This is a genomic window from Methylobacterium longum, from assembly GCF_022179385.1.
Classification (GTDB): Bacteria; Pseudomonadota; Alphaproteobacteria; order Rhizobiales; family Beijerinckiaceae; genus Methylobacterium; species Methylobacterium longum.
Genome location: NZ_BPQS01000001.1, coordinates 56,521 through 75,096 on the forward strand (window position 1 = coordinate 56,521; position 18,576 = coordinate 75,096).

Here is an 18,576-nt window from a genome sequence, read left to right on the forward strand (position 1 = left end):
TCTACCCGATCCGCATGGCGCGTCCGCGGCGGGTGCTGAGGTTGGGTTCCGTTAGTCTTCACCTTTCGTTGACGTGATCGTCCTAGTCTCAACTGGCTTGTTGCAGGAAAGCGACAGACCTGCCGACCGAGAGCGCCTAGAAGGCTGCCGGCTCAAGCTAACCAGGACCTTTGGAACCATGAAGAAGCTTCTCCTCGCATCGACCGTCCTCGCCGGCATGTCCGCTGCAGCATCCGCGGCCGATCTGCCCCGCCGCGCCGCGCCGCCGCCAGTGTTCACGCCGGTCCCGGTCTTCACGTGGACTGGCTTCTACTTCGGTGTGAACGCCGGCTACGGCTTCGACGCCAGCAGCCGCAACACCGCCAACTACGGGCTGCCCGCCGGCTCGCTGATCAATTCCGGCAACACCAACGCCGTGGTCAGCGTCAACAACCGCAGCAACAACGACGGCTTCACCGGCGGCGCGCAGATCGGCTACAACTACCAGTTCACGCCGGGCTCGGGCGTCGTGATCGGCTTCGAGGCCGACGCCCAGTATGTCGACTTCGCCCGCCGCGCCAACGCCACGCAGAACTACGGCGTGGTCGGCGCTCCCGGCGTCGCCTTCTCGGCCCCGCGCGCCTTCGTCGCCACCAGCGGCAACGGCCTCGACTACTTCGGCACCGTGCGCGGCCGCCTCGGCTACGCCTTCGACCGCACCCTCGTGTACGGCACCGGCGGCTTCGCCTACGGATCGGGCCAGGACGACCAGAACTTCGCCGGCAACCGCTTCCGCGACAGCTTCCGCACCGGCTACGCGGTCGGCGGCGGCATCGAGTACGCCCTGCCCACCGACTCCTTCCTGAACTTCTTCCGCTCCTCGGCCGTCACGCTCAAGGTCGAAGGCCTGTACGTTAACCTCGAGCGCCAGAAGAACGCCGCCGGCGGCGTGTTCTACCCGACCCTGCTGGCCCCGAACGGCACCGCCTACCTCAACGGCGCCGCCGCCAACACCGAGTTCGCCGTCGTCCGCGCCGGCCTGAACTACAAGTTCGGCTCGTACTAGGATCGCCGACCGGAGCCGGCTAGGCCGGCTCCACGCCTCGGGAGGGTCCGGCTTCACGGCCGGGCCCTTTCGCGTTTTCGGACCGCGGGCCCGGCGGCGGGTGCGACATGCGGCTCCGGAACCACGCCGGCGCCGGCCCATTGGCCCGGCAGCGCCGCGACGAGCCTGGGCGCTCGGGAGCGACCAGCCGTGCGCAGCTCAATCCTTCTCCTCTCGCTGACGGCCCTGGGATTGGCGGGCGCACCGGCCCGCGCCCAGGATGCCACCGTGATCGGCAGGAACACGGTGCTGCCGGGGACCGGACCCGGGACCGCCACGGACGGCAGCGGCGCCGGCCGGCTCATGGAGGCCGCGAGCGCCGAGGACGCCGCCAAGCGTCAGGGGCTCAAGCCCGTGACCTTCCTGACCACGAAGATGATCGGCGTGACGGTTCGGAACGCCGGGGGCGACAGCGTCGGCAAGATCGACGACCTTCTGATCACCGAGGGCGGGATGCTGAAGGCGGTGGTGATCGACGTCGGCGGCTTCCTCGGCCTCGGGAGCAAGGTCATCGCGGTGGAGCCCGGCGCCCTGGTGCTGAGGCCCGGCGGCGACCGGTACTCGGCGGTCCTCAACCTGAGCAAGGACGCCGTGGCGGCAGCCCAGCCCTTCGACCCGGCCAAGGTGATGACCCCGCCCTGACGGGCCGCCCGCGAAGGCGTGACGCCGTCGCGGGCGAGGCGATGGCACGCGGGCCCTGCGTTCGCGGCGCCGAGCCCGCGCCGCCGCGAACCCGCCGTCAGATGTCGAGGTCCGCGCCCTCGGCGAAGGCCGCCCGCTCGCTGATGAAGGCGAAGCGCGCCTCGGGCTTGTTGCCCATCAGGCGCTCCACGGTGTCGCCGGTCGATTCCCGGGCCTCGTCCAGGATCGCGACCCGCAGGAGCGTGCGCTTCTTCGGGTCCATGGTGGTCTCCTTGAGCTGGGCCGGCATCATCTCGCCCAGGCCCTTGAAGCGCCCGATCTCGACCTTGCCGCCCTTGAACACCGTCTTGGTGATCCGCTCCCGATCGGCATCGTCGCGGGCATAGGCCACCTTCGAGCCCTGCTGCAGCCGGTAGAGCGGCGGGATCGCGAGGTAGAGATGCCCGCGGTCGATCAGCTTCGGCATCTGCCGGTAGAAGAAGGTGATCAGCAGCGAGGCGATGTGGGCGCCGTCGACGTCGGCGTCCGTCATGATGATCACCTTGTCGTAGCGCAGGTCCGCCTCGCGGAAGGCCGCGCCGGTGCCGCAGCCGAGCGCCAGGGTGAGGTCCGAGATCAGCTGGTTGGCGCCGAGCTTGTCCCGCGAGGCCGAGGCGACGTTGAGGATCTTGCCGCGCAGCGGCAGGATCGCCTGGGTGGCCCGGTCGCGGGCCTGCTTGGCCGAGCCGCCGGCGGAGTCGCCCTCGACGATGAAGATCTCCGAACCCGCGGTGCCGGCCGCCGAGCAGTCGGCGAGCTTGCCGGGCAGGCGCAGCTTGCGGGTGGCGCTCTTGCGGGCGACCTCCTTCTCCTGGCGGCGGCGCAGGCGCTCCTCGGCCCGGTCGATCACCCAGTCGAGCAGCTTGTTGGCCTGGGCCGGGGAGGCGGCCAGCCAGTGGTCGAACGCGTCGCGCACCGCCGTCTCGACGATGCGCTGCGCCTCCACGGTGGCAAGCTTGTCCTTGGTCTGGCCCTGGAATTCGGGCTCGCGGATGAAGACCGACAGCATCGACGCGCAGGTCGCCATGACGTCGTCCGTGGTGACGGCGGTCATGCGCTTGGCCTGATTCACGCGCTCGGCGTGCTCGCGCAGGCCGCGAAGCAGGGCGACCCGCAGGCCGGCCTCGTGGGTGCCGCCCTCCGGCGTCGGGATCGTGTTGCAGTAGGAATGCGAGAACCCGTCCTCGGTGACCATCCAGGCCACCGACCATTCCAGCGACCCGTGGGAGCCCGGCTTGGTGATCTTGCCGGAGAACATCGCCTCGGTGACCAGTTCCTTGCCGTCGATGTCCCGGGCGAGGTAGTCGCGCAGGCCGTCGGGGAAGCGATGCACGGCCTCGGCTGGGACATCCTCCAGCCCTTCGAGGAGCGCGGGGGCGCAGCGCCAGCGGATCTCGACGCCGCCGAACAGGTAGGCCTTCGACCGCGCCATCTTGAACAGGCGGCGCGGGTCGAACTTCAGCGAGCCGAAGATCTGGGAATCCGGGTGGAAGCGGACCCTGGTGCCGCGGCGGTTCTGCACCCGGCCGATCAGCTCCAGCGCGCCCTGCGCGTGGCCCCGCGAGAAGGTCTGACGATAGAGGGTCTGGTTGCGCGCGACCTCGACCTCCAGCACGTCGGAGAGCGCGTTCACCACCGAGATGCCGACGCCGTGCAGGCCGCCCGAGGTCTCGTAGACCTTCGAGTCGAACTTACCGCCGGCGTGCAGCGTGGTCATGATGACCTCCAGCGCCGACTTGCCGGGGAATTTCGGGTGCGGGTCGACCGGGATGCCGCGGCCGTTGTCGGTGACCACGAGGGCGCCGGTCTCCTCCAGCTCCACCTCGATGAAGCTGGCATGGCCGGCCACCGCCTCGTCCATGGAATTGTCGATCACCTCGGCGAAGAGGTGATGCAGCGCCCGCTCGTCGGTGCCGCCGATATACATGCCGGGCCGGCGCCGGACGGGCTCCAGTCCCTCCAGCACCTCGATGTCGGAGGCGGTGTAGCCGGCTTCCGGCTCGGCCGCCGCGATCGCCGCCACCGAGGCCGAGGCGGCGAGCCGCCTGCGGGGCTCGGGTAGCCGGGCGGCCGTTCCCTTGCTGCCCGGTCCGAACAGGTCGCGCGCCGTATCGCTCACGCGCGGCCTCCGCGCCCGCGGCGCATCGGCCGGCTCCGGCTCGCGCACACGGTTCTGGGGAGAATGAGTCCGGGATTGTGGAGCATGCGCCTTCATCCCCGCATGATAGCGGAACAAAACAGAAACATCAAAGCCGTTCGCCCCCGGGCGATGCGGACCCATCATCGCATGCTGCGCCGCCGCGAGCGAGGGCCGCCGCGCCACGCCCGGCCGGAACGTCGAATCCGTCTGTCATCACGACGTTGCACAAATCGGGGTTAAGGCTTCGTCGTGACCCGCCCGTACGGCCTCGGCAGTTCTCCCCCGGAACCGTTCCACGGGATCGACGTTGAAGGCCAGAATAATCTTGACCGTGGTCAGGGAGCCGCAGTCGATGAGTGACGCCGCGATCGAGGCCCGCCGCCTGACCCTGATCCGCTTCGAGCACGCGGCCGGTGCCGCCTTCGGATGCGAGGACGAGGCGACCGGCGTGCCGCCCGTCCGCGCTCTGGTGATGTCCACGACGATCGCGCTGGCGACCTTCGCGACCGTGGTCGCGGCGACGATCACCTACCTGGTCTGAGCCGGGCGCGCGCGGCCCTCAGATCTGTCGCAGGTAGGGCGCCGGCTTCTGCCCCAGGATCCGCCACGTGCCGGCGAGGCCCAAGAGGATCGCCAAGGCCACCGCGGCCCCCGCCGCCAGGAGCGCTCCGGAGAGGTCGAGCCGGAAGTCGAGGTGCATGACCTTGGCGACGATCACCCAGCCGGCGAGGGTTCCGGCGGCGAGGCCGAACAGGGCCGTCACGAGGCCGAGGGCTGCGTATTCGAGTCCGTAGGCGGTCAGAAGCCGCGCGCGGCTCGCCCCCAGCACCTTGAGCACCACGGCGTCGTAGAGCCGCGCCCGGTGACCGGCCGCGATGGCGCCAGCCAGCACGAACAGGCTCGCCAGGACGGCCACGGCACTTGCCCCGCGGATCGCCAAGACCAGCCGACCGACGAGGTCGCCGATGGCGTCCAGGGCGTCCTTGACCCGCACGGCGCTGACCGACGGGAAGGTCTTCGCGACATCCCGCAGGATGTGGTTCTCGGTCGGCGCGTCGGTGCCGCCGGGGAGCGTCAGCGTGGCGAGGTCGGAATGCGGCGCCCCCCGGAAGGTGCCGGGCGAGAACACCATCACGAAGTTGATGCCGAGGTTGCGCCACTCCACCCGGCGCAGGTTGAAGATCGTCGCGGTGAGGTCGCGCCCGAGCACGTTGACCGTGATGGTGTCGCCGAGCTTGAGGCCGAGCTGGCGGGCGAGGTCGGCCTCGAAGGAGACCAGGGGCTTGGCGCCCTGCTCGGCGCTCCACCACGCGCCGTCGGTGAGGCTCGAACCCTCCGGAACGGTGTCGGCGTAGGTGATGCCCCGGTCGCCGTCGAGCACCCAGGCGGCGTCCTCCGGGGGCCGGATCTTGTTGGCCGGCACGCCGTTCAGGGCGACGATCCGCCCGCGCATCATCGGCACGTCCTCGATCTTCGCGTTCGGCGCGGAGCGCGCCAGGAACGCGCGGAACGCATCCGCATCCCGGGACGGAACGTCGAGGAAGAACAGGTTCGGCGCCCGGGCCGGCAGGGTCGCGCTGATCGTGCGGCGGACATTGGCGTCGATCAGGCTGAGCGTCACGAGGAGCGTCACGCCGAGCCCCAGCGACAGGACGATGGCGGGCGTCAGGGCGCCGGGCCGGTGGAGGTTGGCGAGCGCCATCCGGGGCGCCGGCCAGCGCGGATGCGGCAGGCGGCGGGCGAGGGCCATCAGGCCGAGCGCCACCCCGTGCAGCAGGCCGAACGCGATGGCGGCGGCCGCGATGAAGATCAGCGCCACACGCCGGTCGAAGGCGGTGGCCACCGACAGGCCGACAAGGGCGGCGAGACTCGCGGTGAGCCAGATCCGGTAGCGCCAGCGCGGGCGCACCCGGGACGGGTCGACCGTGTCGCGGAACAGGCCGGAGACCGGCACGTCGTGGGCCCGGCCGAGCGGCGTGATCGCGAACGCGAAGGCGGTGATCAGCCCGTAGGCGGCGGCGAGCGCCAGTTCCCCGGGGGCGAGCGTCGGGTTGAGCGGCAGGGGCAGATCGGCCGCGAACAGGGCGTCCAGGAGGAAGGGCAGGCTCGCGCCGATCGCGAGGCCGATCCCGGTGCCGAGGCCGGCGATCAGCATCACCTGCGTCAGGTAGAGAACGACCACCTGCGAGCCCGGCGCGCCGACGCTCTTGAGGGTCGCGATCGAAGGCCGCTTGCGCTCCACGAAGGCGTGGACGGCGTTGCCGACGCCGACGCCGCCGACGATCAGGGCAGTCAGGCCCACCAGCGTCAGGAACTGCGTGAAGCGCTCGATGCTCTTGGAAAAGCGCGGATCGGCATTGGTGCGCGACCGGATCTCCCACCCCGCCTCCGGGGTCGACGCGCGGATGCGGGCCTGGGTGGCCTCGAGGCCCGCCGCCCCGGCGGCGTCCTGGGGCAGGACGATCCGATAGCTCCAGCGGTTGAGGCTGCCGGGCTGGACGAGGCCGGTGGCGCGCAGCGTCGGCTCGGAGATCATCAGCCGCGGCCCGAAGCCGATGCCGCCGGCGATCTTGTCGGGCTCCGACACGATGGTGCCGCGGATCGTCACGTCGTGCCCGGCCAGCGCGATACGGTCGCCGACCTTCACGTCGAGGCGGGTCAACAACGCCGGATCGGCCAGGGCCCCCGACTGGCCGTCCCGGTCCGCCAACAGGTCGGCGAGCCGACCGGGCGGCTCGGTGACGATCTCACCCGCGGCCGGGTAGGTGGCGGGATCGACGGCCTTCAGCTCGACCAGGGCGGCGTCGCCGCTGCCCGCCACCGCCATGGCGCGCAGGGACGCCACCACGTCGAGCCGGCCCTCCCGCGAGAGGGCCTGCCGCTCCGCCTCGGTCGCCTCCCGGTTGATCAGGTTGTAGGCGAGGTCGCCGCCGAGGATCCGGCGCCCCTCCCGGCCGAGCCCGTCCGACAGCGAGCGCGAGATCGACGCGACGCCGGCGATCGCCGCGACGCCCAGCGCGATGCAGGCGAGGAACACCGCGAAGCCGCCGAGGCCGGCGCGCAGTTCGCGCAGCGCGAGCCGCACGGTGAGCGGGATGCGGCGGGGCGCAGGGCCGGGGCGGGTGAGGGTACCGTGCATCAGGCGGTCACCGCGTCCTCGATCCGTCCCGAGCGCAGCCGGACGGTGCGGTCGCACAGGCGTGCGAGGCCGTTGTCGTGGGTGACCAGCACGAGCGTCGCGCCGCGGTCGCGCTTGAGCCGGAACAGGAGATCGACGATCTGCCGGCCCGTGGCCTCGTCGAGGTTGCCGGTGGGCTCGTCGGCCACCAGGATCGCCGGGTCGGGGGCGACGGCGCGCGCGATGGCCACGCGCTGCTGCTCGCCGCCGGAGAGCTGCGCCGGGTAATGGTGCAGCCGGTGCCCGAGGCCGACAGCTTCCAGCTCGGCGCGGGCGCGCTCCAGGGCGCCGGGCCGGTCGGCGAGTTCCAGCGGCAGCGCCACGTTCTCCAGGGCCGTCATGGTCGGCACCAGGTGGAAGGCCTGGAACACGATGCCGATCCGCCGGCCCCGGAACCGGGCCAAGGCATCCTCGTCGAGGCGGACGAGGTCGGTTTCCTCGATGACGACGCCGCCGGAATCGGGCCGCTCCAGGCCGGCCATGACCATCAGCAGCGTCGACTTGCCGGAGCCGGAGGGGCCGACGAGGCCCACCGCCTCGCCGCGACGGACGGTGAGCGAGATGCCGCGCAGGACGTGGACCCGGGCGGCGCCGCGGCCGAGGCTGAGGTCGATGTCCGACAGCGCGATCGCCGGCTCACGCAACACCTTGTCTTGGCTCACCGGTGAGCCGATCTGTGGGCGATGACGAGCATGGTGCGCGAGGTCCTCACGTGGGGTCGATCCCCTTGGCTGCGATCTTGGCTGCGATCTTGGCTGCAATCTCGGCTGTTCGGGCCGCGGGTGCATCGCGATATGGGTTCGGCATTGGGGCCGCGCCATGACGGCGGCGCCGTGTTCCGGCGCACGGCCCTGTTTGCCGCAGCGCTCGCGGCCCTGATGGTTCCTTTCATGACGGGTGCGCGGGCTGCCCCGGACGGCCCGATCAAGCTCGTCGCCCTCGGCGACAGCCTCACCGCCGGCTACCGGCTTCCGGCGGATGCCGCCTTCCCGACCGTGCTGGAGCGCCTGCTCAAGGCCAAGGGGGCTGACGTGACGGTGGGCAATGCCGGCGTCTCCGGCGACACCGCCACCGGCGGCCTCGACCGGGTCGACTGGTCGGTTCCGGACGGGACCGCGGGCGTGATCCTCGAGCTCGGTGCCAACGACATGCTGCGCGGCACCGACCCGAAGGTGACCGCGGGCGCCCTGTCGGCGATCATCGAGCGGCTGAAGGCGCGGGGCATCCCCGTTCTCCTCACGGGCATGCAGGCTGCGCCCAACCTCGGACCGGACTACAAGGCCCGGTTCGACGCGATCTTCCCGGCGCTCGCCAAGCGCTACGGCCTGACCCTCTACCCGTTCTTCCTCGACGGGATCATCGGCGACCGGGCGCAGCACCTCGACGATGGGCTGCACCCGAACCGTCAGGGCGTCGAGACCATCGCGGCCCGCATACTGCCGACGGTCGAGTCATTTCTGGGGAGCCTGCGGCAGGGGGCGACACGGTAATGCCGCGCCTGTTCACCGGTCTGGCGGTACCGCCGCACGTCGCCGACGCGCTCAAGGCCTATCAGGGCGGCCTGCCGGGCGCCCGCTGGATCGAGCCGCGGGACTTCCACGTCACCCTGCGCTTCCTCGGCGACGTCGAGGCCACCGTCGCCGACGATGTCGTGGAGGCGCTCGGCGAGATGCGGACGCGCCCGCCGCTGACCGTGAGGCTGACGGGCCTCGGCATCTTCGGCGGCGACAAGCCACGGGCGCTCTACGCGTCCGTGGCGGCCGACCCGGCGCTGACCGATCTCCAGGCCGAGCAGGAGCGGCTCGCGCGCCGGACCGGGATCGATCCGGAGCGGCGAAAATTCACACCGCACGTGACCCTCGCCCGTCTGAGGCGGGACGCGACACCGGAGGCGACGGCGATGTACCTGTCGCAGGCGCCGGTCTTCGTGCCGCTGACGTTCACGGTGGATCGGGTGACGCTGTTCTCGGCCCGGGAGTCGACCGGCGGCGGCCCGTACCTGGCGGAGGCGCAGTTCCCGTTCGCGTGAGAGGCCGCACCGCGATCGCCGGACGGGCGGAGGGGCCGCACCGCCCCAGCATCCGGAACGCGGCGCCGGTCGCTCCAGACGAGGGATCCGCCGGCCGGCGAGGCCCCGCGATCCCCACGCCCGTCGCCCCGACCACAATCCTGGATGAGGCCCGTGTGCGCAGACCGCCGCGTCACCCGCAACCGGACGGCCGCGCCACGAACCGGCGCGCGCGAGCGCGGGACCGTCCGCCGGGCGCCGTCCCCATCCTCCGCGCCGCTCGGAGAGAGCCGTTCGTGATTTCCGGACCGCCGCGCCGCACCGGTGCGCCCGGGCGCATTTGACCTTCCGACGCGTTCCTGATTGACCGGCCCGGCATGACCACGAGCCTCTCCGCCGGCGGAACGCCGCGCCTCGCACCCGTCGTCGACCGGATCGGCCGCGGGCTCGACGTGCTGAGCCTGACCCATGGCCGGGCCGTCGCGGCCCTGCTGGTCCTGTGCCTGATCGTGTTCCTGCCGGGCCAGATCTCGCTGCAGCCGATGGACCGGGACGAGCCCCGCTTCGCCCAGGCGTCGAAGCAGATGCTGGAGACGGGCGACCTCGTCGACATCCGCTTCCAGGGTGAGGCGCGGCACAAGAAGCCCGTCGGGATCTACTGGGCGCAGGCCGCCGCGGTGGCGGCCGGCGCGGCGCTCGGCGTGCCCGAGGCGCGCACGCAGATCGCCCTGTACCGGATCCCCTCCGTGATCGGCGCGACGGCCTCGGTGCTGCTGGCCTACTGGGCGGCGCTCGCGTTCCTGCCCCGCCGGTCCGCGCTGCTGGCCGCGGCCCTCTACGGCGGATGCCTGATGCTCGCGGCCGAGGCGCATCTGGCCAAGACCGACGCGCTTCTCGTAGCCTGCGCCACTGCGAGCCTCGGGGCTCTCGCCCGGGCCCGGCTGGCGTCGCGGGACGGCGGGCGGGCGCTGTCCGGGCCGACCTTCGCGGCGTTCTGGCTCGGCATGGCGATCGGCATCCTGGTCAAGGGGCCGATGGTCCCGCTCTTCGTGGGTCTGCCGGCCCTGATCCTCTCGATCCGGATGCGCTCCGGCCGCTGGCTCCTCGCCCTGCGCCCCTGGCCCGGCCTCGCCCTGACGCTCCTGCTGGTCGCGCCCTGGTTCGCCGCCATCGCCTGGAAGAGCGGCGGCGCCTTCTACGCGGAGGCGGTCGGGCACGACATGCTGGCCAAGGTCGGCGGCGGCGCGGAGCGCCATTGGGGACCGCCCGGCCTCTACGCGCTCGCCTTCTTCGCGACCTTCTGGCCGGGCGCGGCCTTCGCCGCCATGAGTCTGCCCTTCGCGTGGCGCGCGCGGCGCGAACCGGCCGTATCCTTCCTGATCGCCGCCGTGCTTCCCGCGTGGCTGATCTTCGAGGCCGTGCCGACCAAGCTGCCCCACTACGTCCTTCCGCTGATGCCCTGGCTCGCGGTCCTCACCGTGTTGGCCCTGTCGCGGGGGGCGCTCGATCCCCGGCTGCGGGGGGCGCGCCTGACGGCCCTCCTGCTGCCGGCCATTCCCGTGGGTCTCACGCTCGGCCTCTGCCTGGCCGGCTGGCGGCTCGATGCCCACACGCTCCCGTGGCCGGCCCTGCCCCTGCTCGCCGCCGCCTGCGCGGTGGCGACGCTGGGCTGGCTGGCCTTCGCGCAGGGTTCGGGCGAGCGTGCCCTCGTTCTCGGCGTCCTGGCGGCCTGCCTGCTCGGCCCGGCCGTGCTCGGTGTGGCGCAGCTGTCGCTCCCGGCCCTCAAGGTCTCACCGCGGCTCGCCGCCCTGCGCGACAGGGTGCCGTGCCCGAACCCGCAGGTCGCCAGCCTGGGCTACCGCGAGCCGAGTCTCGTGTTCCTCGTCGGCACAGGCCTCGCCCTGCCGCCGGACGGCGCCGCCGCACGCTCCTTCCTGGAGGGCGGCGGCTGCCGCCTGCTCTTCGTCGAGGCGCGCGAGCGCGACGATTTCAACGCCGCCTGGCCCGTGGGTCGCGGCGTGCCGGCGCCCCTGGCCGAGGTCGAGGGCTTCAATCTCAACACCGGCCGGCGCGTGTTCGTCACGGCCTACGCGGTGTCCCCGTGAGCGACATGCCCCATCTCAGCGTCGTGGTGCCGGTGAAGAACGAGGCCGGCAACATCGCGCCCCTGGTGGCCGAGATCGAGGCCGCCTGCGCGGGCCTCGCCTTCGAGCTGATCTACGTCGACGACGGCTCCACGGACGCCACGCCGGCGGCTCTCGCGGCGGCCCGGGCGGGGCGGCCGTGGCTCCGGGTGCTGCGCCACGCCCGGAGCGGCGGCCAGTCGGCGGCGGTCCGCAGCGGCGTGCGCGCCGCCCGCGGCACCGTCATCGCGACCCTCGACGGCGACGGCCAGAACGATCCGGCCTTCATCCCCATCCTGCTCGCGGGCCTGGAGGCGGCCGGGCCGGGCGCGGGCCTCGCCCAGGGGCAGCGGCGCGGCCGCAAGGACGGGCGCTTCAAGATGCTCCAGTCGCGGATCGCCAACGGCGTCCGCGGGCGGATCCTGAAGGATTCCACCCGCGACACCGGCTGCGGCCTCAAGGTCTTCCGCCGCGCCGTCTACCTTCGCTTGCCGTACTTCGATGCGCTGCACCGGTTCATGCCGGCCCTGGTGGCGCGGGAGGGCTTCGCGGTGGTCCACCGCGACGTGGTCGATCGGCCGCGCCTCACGGGCGTGTCGAATTACGGCCTGTTCGACCGCCTCTGGGTCGGACTCCTCGACCTCGCCGGTGTGTGGTGGCTGATCCGGCGCAAGCGCGCGGACCCGCGGCCGGAGGAGATCGCCATCCCGGCCGGTGCGCCGGCAGACCAGGACGTCGGATGCTGATCCAGCTCGCCCACGACCTTCCGGACTACTTCTACGACGTGTTCGTCACCCGGATGGATTTCTGGCTGGTGTTCGGCATCGTCGCCCAGCTGGTGTTCGGCTCGCGCTTCATCCTGCAATGGATCGCGAGCGAGCGCGAAGGTCGAAGCGTCATGCCGCTGTCGTTCTGGTTCCTGTCGATCCTCGGCGGGCTGATGACCCTGGTCTACGGCTTCGTGCGGCGGGAGCCCGTGATCATCATCGGCCAGGGCCTCTCCACCGGCATCTACCTGCGCAACCTCGCGCTGATCTTCCGCGAGCGCCGCCGCAACCGGGGCGCGGCATGAGCCGCGCGCCGCTGCCCCCCTTCTACGACGATCTCGACGCGACTTTCGCCGAGCTGTGGCGGATGCTGGCGGATGGCGTCGCGCACGGCCGCAGCGGATTCCACCTGCCGGGGCTGGCGACGCTCGGCGCGGACGGCGCCCCCCGGCTTCGCACCGTGGTGCTGCGCGCGGCCGATGCCGCCGCGGGCGCCCTCCGGTTCCATTGCGATCGCCGCTCCGACAAAGCCGCCGAGATCCTGGCGCACCCGGCCTGCGCGCTGGCCGCCTACGACGACGCCGCGAAGGTCCAGATCCGGGCCGAGGGCCGCGCCGGCCTGCACACCGACGACGCGGTCGCCGACGGGGCCTGGGCCGAGTCCCGGCCGATGAGCCGGGTCTGCTACGGGAGCGAGCCGGCCCCCGGCACAGGCCTGGCCGCGGGCGGGGCCTATGCCGTGCCGGACCCCGCGGTGGCCGGAACGCCCGGCCGGCCGCACTTCGCCGTCGTGGTGGTGGCGGTGGAGCGCCTCGACTTCCTGTATCTCGACCGCCGGGGACACCGGCGGGCGGCCTGGCGCCGGAGCGAGGCGGGCTGGCAGGGCAGCTGGCTCGCCCCCTGAGGGCGCAGCACCGCGTCTCACGCGTCTCCCACAGCCATCACGGACGCGGCGAAGCGGCCCGGCGATGCACGCATCGGACGTTGAGACGTGGATCACCGCCGCCAGCGCAGGATGAAGCACCGGTCCCACCATCCCATTCACGGTTCGGCGCGTCCCATTTTCTTGCGCCCGCATCGACTCCTCTGTCCTATGCTGGATAAGCAACGGCCAACCGGGAGTATTTTCCGTGCGTCGCTTCGTAAGATTACCTATCGAATACAAGATTGTCCTTGCCTTCGCTTTCATAGCCGCGAATTCGATCGGCTACCTCTGGTACATCTCCAAGCGCATGGTCGCGGCCGACGCCGCCTACAGCGCGTATCTCGTCAACGACGCCGCGGCGGCAACGATGGCGGCGCGCCTCGGCGGGATCGTCCATCAGATGAGCTACGTGGCCTTCCGCGCGCTCGGCGAGGCCGACCCCGACGCATCCGACCGCGTCGGGGCCGCGTTCGAGCCGCTTCCGGCCGTGGCCGCGGGGCTCCTCGACGGCGTGCGCCGGAACGCTCCGGCGTTCCAGGACCGGACCGGCCGGATCACGGATCTGCTCGACGCCTACGCCGCGCTCACCGGCGAGATGTGTGCCCTGGCCAAGAAGGGGATGAGCGCCCAGGCGCTGACCCTCGCCCACAGGAAGGTGGACCCCGTCCAGAAATCCCTGTTCGCGGAACTCGACGCCTTCGCGGACGACCTCGGCGCGTCGATCCGCACCGGCTCGGGGGCGCTGAGCGCCGGGACCCGCACGACCCTGCACTGGGTCATCGGATTGTCGGCGGGCGGCATCGTCGCCAGCATCCTCGTCGGGGTGATCCTGGTGAATGCCGGTGTCACGCGCCCGCTCGGCCGGCTCGCCCTCGCCCTGACGACCATGGCGGCCGGCCAGATCGACACGGAGGTCCCGGAGGCGCGGCGCGGGGACGAGATCGGCGCCATCGGCAAGGCCGTCGAGGGCATCAAGGACCTGATCTTCCGCCGCGCCGCCGAGCAGGCCGAGGCCGAGCGGCTGCTCGACGAGACCGCCGCGGGCATGCGCCGGCAGGCGCTGCTCGAGCTTGCCGGCGGCTTCGAGGACACGGTGGGCCGGATCACCGGGCTCGTTTCGGGCTCGGTGGCCGCCCTTCAGGCGACGGCGCGCGCCATGACCGACACCGCCGCGCGGACGGCCGACCGATCCACCCTGGTGACGGCCGCCGCCGAGGAGGCCGCCGGCAACGTCGACACGGTCGCGGCCGCCGTCGAACAGCTCGGCTCGTCGGTCCAGGAGATCGGCCGTCAGGCCAGCGGCTCGGCGACCCTGGCCCAGGAGGCCGTCTCCGAGGCCGCGCGGACCGCCGCCCTGGTCGGCGATCTCAGCGCCGCCGCCGCCCGGGTCGGTGACGTCGTGACCGTGATCGCGTCCATCGCGAGCCAGACCAACCTGCTGGCCCTGAACGCCACCATCGAGGCGGCGCGGGCCGGGGAGGCGGGCCGCGGCTTCGCGGTCGTGGCGGGCGAGGTGAAAGACCTCGCCGCGCAGGCGGCCCGGGCCACAGGGGAAATCGCGGGGCAGATCGGCCGCATCCAGGACGCGACCGATCAGGCGGTCTCGGTGATCGCCTCGATCACGGCCCGCATCCGCGAGATCGACGTCGCCGCCGCCGGGATCGCGGCCGCAGTGGCGCAGCAGGGGACGGCCACCCGGGAGATCGTGCGGAACGTCGCGCAGGCGTCCGCGGGCGCGACCGCGGTCACCGCCACCATGGCGGGCGTCGCCACCGCCGCCGGCGAGACAGGGACCGCCGCCGGTCAGGTCCTGGCCTCCGCCTCCGCCCTGGCACGCCAGTCGGAGGAACTCGGCGGCGAGGTCCGGCGCTTCCTCGACACGGTCCGGGCGGCCTGAAGCCCCGGCCGCATCCCCCGGATGGCAGCCCTGCACCGCTCCCCCTGACGCGGAGCGGCCGGCCGGGTTAGACGCATGGCACCCGGCCGCCCATCCGGGCCGAACGGGAGGACCTCGTGGGCCTCGTCTACGCGCTCGCCGCCTATCTGAGCTGGGGCCTCGTGGTCCCGCTGCACTTCCGGCTGCTCGGAGCCTACAGTCCGAACCACATCCTGGCCGAACGGATCGTCTGGTCGAGCCTGTTCGCCGGCACGTTGGCCCTGATCCTCGCGGTGCGCCACCGCCTGAATCTGCCGCTGCCGTTGCGGCGGCGCCACGCCCTCCTGCTGCTCTCGGCCGCGATGATCGGCGTGAACTGGCTGCTCTATCTCTACGCGATCAGCAGCGGGCACCTGCTCGACGCGAGCCTCGGCTACTACATCAACCCCCTGGTCAGCGTGGCGCTCGGGCGGGTGGTCCTGGGCGAACGCCTCCGCCCGCTGCAGGCCGCCGCCGTCGGAATCGCCACCGCTGGCGTGGCGGTGGCCGTGGTCTGGGCGGGCGAGCTGCCCCTCATGTCGCTGTCGCTGGCGGTCTCGTTCGCGCTCTACGGGCTCGCCCGGAAGATCGTCGGGGTCGACGCCCTCGTCGGGTTCCTGGCCGAGACGCTGCTCCTCCTGCCGGCGGCCATCGCATGGCTCGTCCTCACGCCCGAGCCCTTCCTGCCGGCCGAGTCCGCGAGCCTCGCGCTCCTGATGCTCACCGGCCTCACCACCGCCCTGCCGCTGATCTGGTTCGCCGCCGCCGCGGTGCGCCTGCGGCTGACGACCCTCGGGTTGCTGCAATACGTCGCCCCGACCTGCCTGCTCGGCCTCAGCGTCCTCGCCTTCGGCGAGCGCGTGGAACCGCCGCGGGCGGCGATGCTGGCCCTGATCTGGGTCGCGCTCGCCCTCTACACCCTCGATGCCGTGCGGGGCCGCCGCACGCCGGCTCCGGTGCCGGCGCGGTCGGATCCGGACCCGATGCGTGTATAAGGCCTTCCGGTAGAGGCCGCCGATGGGCGGATGATGGGACGTCGCGTGGCCGATGAACGAGACTGAGGACGGCGCACAGGCCGTCACGGACGCAGACTACCGGAACCTCGCCGAGACGCTTCCGCAGCTCGCCTGGATCGCCGAGGCCGACGGGACCATCGTCTGGTACAATCAGCGCTGGTACGACTACACCGGCACCTCGCTGGAGGAGATGCGCGGCTGGGGCTGGCGGATGCTCCACCATCCCGACCACGTCGACGCCGTGACCGAGCGCTACCAGGCCGCGATCCTGCTGGGGCGGTCCTGGGAGGACACGTTCCCGCTGCGCGGCCGGGACGGCACCTATCGCTGGTTCCTGTCCAAGGCGCTTCCCCACCGCGACGAGGCCGGGCGGATCCTGCGCTGGTACGGCACCAACACCGACATCACCCGCCGTCGCACCGTCGAGGAGCGCCTGCGTCATTCCGAGGAGCGCTTCCGGGCGCTGGTGGATGCCTCGGCGGCGGTGATCTGGAACACCAACGCGGCGGGCGAGCTGATGCCGCCGCAGGTCCGCTGGAGCACCTATACCGGCCAGGGCGAGGAGGCCTACCAGGGCTGGGGCTGGCTGGACGCGATCCACCCCGACGACCGGGCCCGCGCCGCCGACGCCTGGGCGGCCTGCGTGGAGGCGCGGGCGACCTACGAGGTCGAGTACCGCCTGCGCCGCCACGACGGGCTCTGGCGCACCATGGAGGTGCGCGGCGTGCCGGTGGTCGCCCAGGACGGCTCCCTGCGGGAATGGGTCGGCACCTGCGTCGACGTCACCGAGCGGAAGGAGGCCGAGGAGGCGGCGGAGCGCGCCCGGCAGGCGGCGGAGGCGGCCAACCGCGCCAAGAGCCAGTTCATCGCCAACATGAGCCACGAACTGCGCACGCCGCTCTCGGCCGTGATCGGCTACTCGGAGATGCTCGGCGAGGAGCTGGAGGATATCGGGCAGGCCGCCCTCCTGCCCGACCTGCGCAAGATCGAGGCGGCGGCGCGCCACCTCCTGTCGCTGATCAACGACGTCCTCGACATCTCGAAGATCGAGGCCGGCCGCATGACCGCCTCGGCCGAGACGTTCGCGGTGGCGGATCTGCTCCGGGACGTGCGCGACTCCACCGGCTCCCTGGTGGAGAAGAAGGGCAACCACTTCGTCCTCCGCGCCGGCGAGGGGGAGGGGGCCGATCTCGGCTCCATGCACCAGGACCAGACCAAGATCCGCCAGTGCCTCCTGAACCTGATCGGCAACGCCGCGAAGTTCACCGAGGCGGGGACCGTCACCCTGACAGTGCGCCGCCACCGGGAAGAGGGGGCCGACTGGCTGTCCTTCGCGGTCAGCGACACCGGCATCGGCCTGAGCGAGGCGCAGATCGGGCGCCTGTTCGAGCGCTTCGTGCAGGCCGACGACTCGACCACGCGCCAGTTCGGCGGCACCGGCCTGGGGCTCGCCATCACCCGGGCGTTCTGCCGGACCATGGGCGGCGACATCAGCGTCACCAGCAGTCCCGGCGCGGGCGCGACCTTCACGATCCGCCTGCCCGCGACGCTCAGCCCCGAGGACGCGCCGGCGGCCGAGGTCGAGGCCCACAACCCGGTGGAACCGCACGAGCAGCACGAGACCGTGCTGCTGGTCGACGACGACCCGGCCGCCCGGGAGCTGCTGCAACGCTTCCTGGAGCGCGAGGGCTTCCACGTCCGCAGCGCCAATGACGGCCGCGCCGGCCTGACGCTCGCCCGGGCCCTGAAGCCGCGGGCGATCCTGCTCGACGTCGAGATGCCGCGTATGGACGGCTGGGCGGTGCTGCATGCGGTGCGCAACGACCCGGACCTCGCCGGCACGCCGGTGATCATGACCTCGGTGGTGGCCGAGCAGGGCCTCGGCCACGCGCTCGGAGCCACCGACTACTTCGTCAAGCCGATCGATTGGGACCGGCTGAAGGGGCTGATGGAGCGCTACAGGCCCGAAGCGCCCGGCGAGGCGCGCATCCTGGTGGTCGACGACGACGCCGATGCCCGCGAGCGCCTGCGCCGCTCCCTCGGCCGGGAGGGCTGGACCGTCGACGAGGCGGAGAACGGCCGGCTCGCCCTCGAGCGCGTCAGCCAGGTCCGGCCGAGCCTGATCCTCCTCGACCTGATGATGCCCGAGATGGACGGGTTCGGCTTCCTGCGGGCGCTGCGGGCGAGGCCCGACGGGGACGTGCCCGTGGTGGTGCTCACCGCCAAGGAGATCACCAGCGCCGAGAAGGCGAGCCTCGGCGCTCAAGCCGACCGGGTGATCGCCAAGGGCTCCATGAGCCTCGCCGAGATCGGCAGGCAACTGCGCGTGCTCTACGCGCGTTCGGCGAGCGAGCCGGTGTCGGGGCAGCTCCAGGGCCTGATCGCGCGGCTAGCGGAGCAGGACGGGGAGGACGGGACATGAGCGGCGAGGGGATCGATCCCGACAAGGCGGCGGCGATCCGCCTGCGGGCACGGCTGGCGGTCGTGGAGCGGGCGGCGTGGTTCGGCCTCGTCCACGCCATGAAGACGCGGCCGGCCGAGACGGAGGCCTACATCGCCTCGGAGCGGGCGCGCTGCACGGAGGGGTTCGGCGGCGGCACCTGGGCGAAGGATCTCTCGGACGCCGAGCGGCGGATGCTCGCCGAGGAGGTGGATGCCGGGCTGGCGCAGCTGATCGAGGACGCCCGCGGAGAGATCTGACGCGCACAGGCCGGGAGCTGCGCCGGCCGGCACGAGTGC

The 18,576-nt window shown here is 72.3% G+C and carries 16 protein-coding genes; 13 read left to right on the forward strand and 3 right to left on the reverse strand.

Annotation, left to right across the window (positions count from 1 at the left end):
- The first annotated feature begins 178 nt into the window (after positions 1–178).
- Together MFF58_RS00250 and MFF58_RS00255 are read left to right on the forward strand one after the other, a co-directional pair.
- A complete protein-coding gene (locus MFF58_RS00250; RefSeq protein WP_238284564.1) occupies positions 179–1,045 on the forward strand; it encodes an outer membrane protein in 867 nt (288 codons plus the stop codon).
- Between the two features lie 189 nt (positions 1,046–1,234).
- Positions 1,235–1,726 (forward strand): PRC-barrel domain-containing protein, encoded by a 492-nt coding sequence (locus MFF58_RS00255; RefSeq protein WP_238284565.1) that lies wholly within the window; start codon positions 1,235–1,237, stop codon positions 1,724–1,726.
- A gap of 97 nt (positions 1,727–1,823) precedes the next feature.
- On the opposite strand, the gene parE is transcribed toward MFF58_RS00255, so the two are convergent.
- Positions 1,824–3,884, reverse strand: a complete 2,061-nt coding sequence (gene parE, locus MFF58_RS00260; RefSeq protein WP_238284566.1) for a DNA topoisomerase IV subunit B — start codon at positions 3,882–3,884, stop codon at positions 1,824–1,826.
- Positions 3,885–4,257: 373 nt separating this feature from the next.
- Between parE and MFF58_RS00265 the strand changes: the two genes are divergently transcribed.
- Positions 4,258–4,446 (forward strand): hypothetical protein, encoded by a 189-nt coding sequence (locus MFF58_RS00265; RefSeq protein WP_238284567.1) that lies wholly within the window; start codon positions 4,258–4,260, stop codon positions 4,444–4,446.
- 18 nt (positions 4,447–4,464) lie between these two features.
- On the opposite strand, the gene MFF58_RS00270 is transcribed toward MFF58_RS00265, so the two are convergent.
- Together MFF58_RS00270 and MFF58_RS00275 are read right to left on the reverse strand one after the other, a co-directional pair.
- The gene (locus MFF58_RS00270) at positions 4,465–7,044 is read right to left on the reverse strand and encodes an ABC transporter permease (protein WP_238284568.1); all 2,580 of its coding nucleotides are present in this window, start codon (positions 7,042–7,044) and stop codon (positions 4,465–4,467) included.
- Entirely contained in the window at positions 7,044–7,745 is a 702-nt protein-coding gene (locus MFF58_RS00275) for an ABC transporter ATP-binding protein (RefSeq protein ID WP_373323234.1), read from the reverse strand. The genes MFF58_RS00270 and MFF58_RS00275 overlap by 1 nt, the downstream gene beginning before the upstream one ends.
- Before the next feature lie 132 nt (positions 7,746–7,877).
- Between MFF58_RS00275 and MFF58_RS00280 the strand changes: the two genes are divergently transcribed.
- The 10 genes from MFF58_RS00280 to MFF58_RS00325 all read left to right on the forward strand — a co-directional run bounded on the left by MFF58_RS00280 (position 7,878) and on the right by MFF58_RS00325 (position 18,537).
- A complete protein-coding gene (locus MFF58_RS00280) occupies positions 7,878–8,573 on the forward strand; it encodes an arylesterase (protein WP_373323235.1) in 696 nt (231 codons plus the stop codon).
- A complete protein-coding gene (gene thpR, locus MFF58_RS00285; protein WP_238284569.1) occupies positions 8,573–9,112 on the forward strand; it encodes an RNA 2',3'-cyclic phosphodiesterase in 540 nt (179 codons plus the stop codon). Before MFF58_RS00280 ends, thpR begins: the two co-directional genes overlap by 1 nt.
- Before the next feature lie 356 nt (positions 9,113–9,468).
- On the forward strand, positions 9,469–11,196 hold the full coding sequence (locus MFF58_RS00290; protein ID WP_238284570.1) for an ArnT family glycosyltransferase: 1,728 nt from the start codon (positions 9,469–9,471) through the stop codon (positions 11,194–11,196).
- 5 nt (positions 11,197–11,201) lie between these two features.
- On the forward strand, positions 11,202–11,960 hold the full coding sequence (locus tag MFF58_RS00295; RefSeq protein WP_238284571.1) for a glycosyltransferase: 759 nt from the start codon (positions 11,202–11,204) through the stop codon (positions 11,958–11,960).
- Positions 11,954–12,286 (forward strand): lipid-A-disaccharide synthase N-terminal domain-containing protein, encoded by a 333-nt coding sequence (locus MFF58_RS00300; RefSeq protein WP_238284572.1) that lies wholly within the window; start codon positions 11,954–11,956, stop codon positions 12,284–12,286. The genes MFF58_RS00295 and MFF58_RS00300 overlap by 7 nt, the downstream gene beginning before the upstream one ends.
- Positions 12,283–12,885 (forward strand): pyridoxamine 5'-phosphate oxidase family protein, encoded by a 603-nt coding sequence (locus MFF58_RS00305; protein ID WP_238284573.1) that lies wholly within the window; start codon positions 12,283–12,285, stop codon positions 12,883–12,885. Before MFF58_RS00300 ends, MFF58_RS00305 begins: the two co-directional genes overlap by 4 nt.
- 226 nt (positions 12,886–13,111) lie before the next feature.
- Positions 13,112–14,803, forward strand: a complete 1,692-nt coding sequence (locus tag MFF58_RS00310) for a methyl-accepting chemotaxis protein (RefSeq protein ID WP_238284574.1) — start codon at positions 13,112–13,114, stop codon at positions 14,801–14,803.
- A 116-nt stretch (positions 14,804–14,919) separates the two neighbouring features.
- On the forward strand, positions 14,920–15,816 hold the full coding sequence (gene rarD / locus MFF58_RS00315; protein ID WP_238284575.1) for an EamA family transporter RarD: 897 nt from the start codon (positions 14,920–14,922) through the stop codon (positions 15,814–15,816).
- Positions 15,817–15,868: 52 nt separating this feature from the next.
- A complete protein-coding gene (locus MFF58_RS00320) occupies positions 15,869–18,259 on the forward strand; it encodes a PAS domain-containing hybrid sensor histidine kinase/response regulator (RefSeq protein ID WP_238284576.1) in 2,391 nt (796 codons plus the stop codon).
- Complete coding sequence (locus MFF58_RS00325; protein WP_238284577.1) at positions 18,256–18,537, forward strand: hypothetical protein; 282 nt, start codon at positions 18,256–18,258, stop codon at positions 18,535–18,537. The genes MFF58_RS00320 and MFF58_RS00325 overlap by 4 nt, the downstream gene beginning before the upstream one ends.
- Positions 18,538–18,576 lie beyond the last annotated feature (39 nt).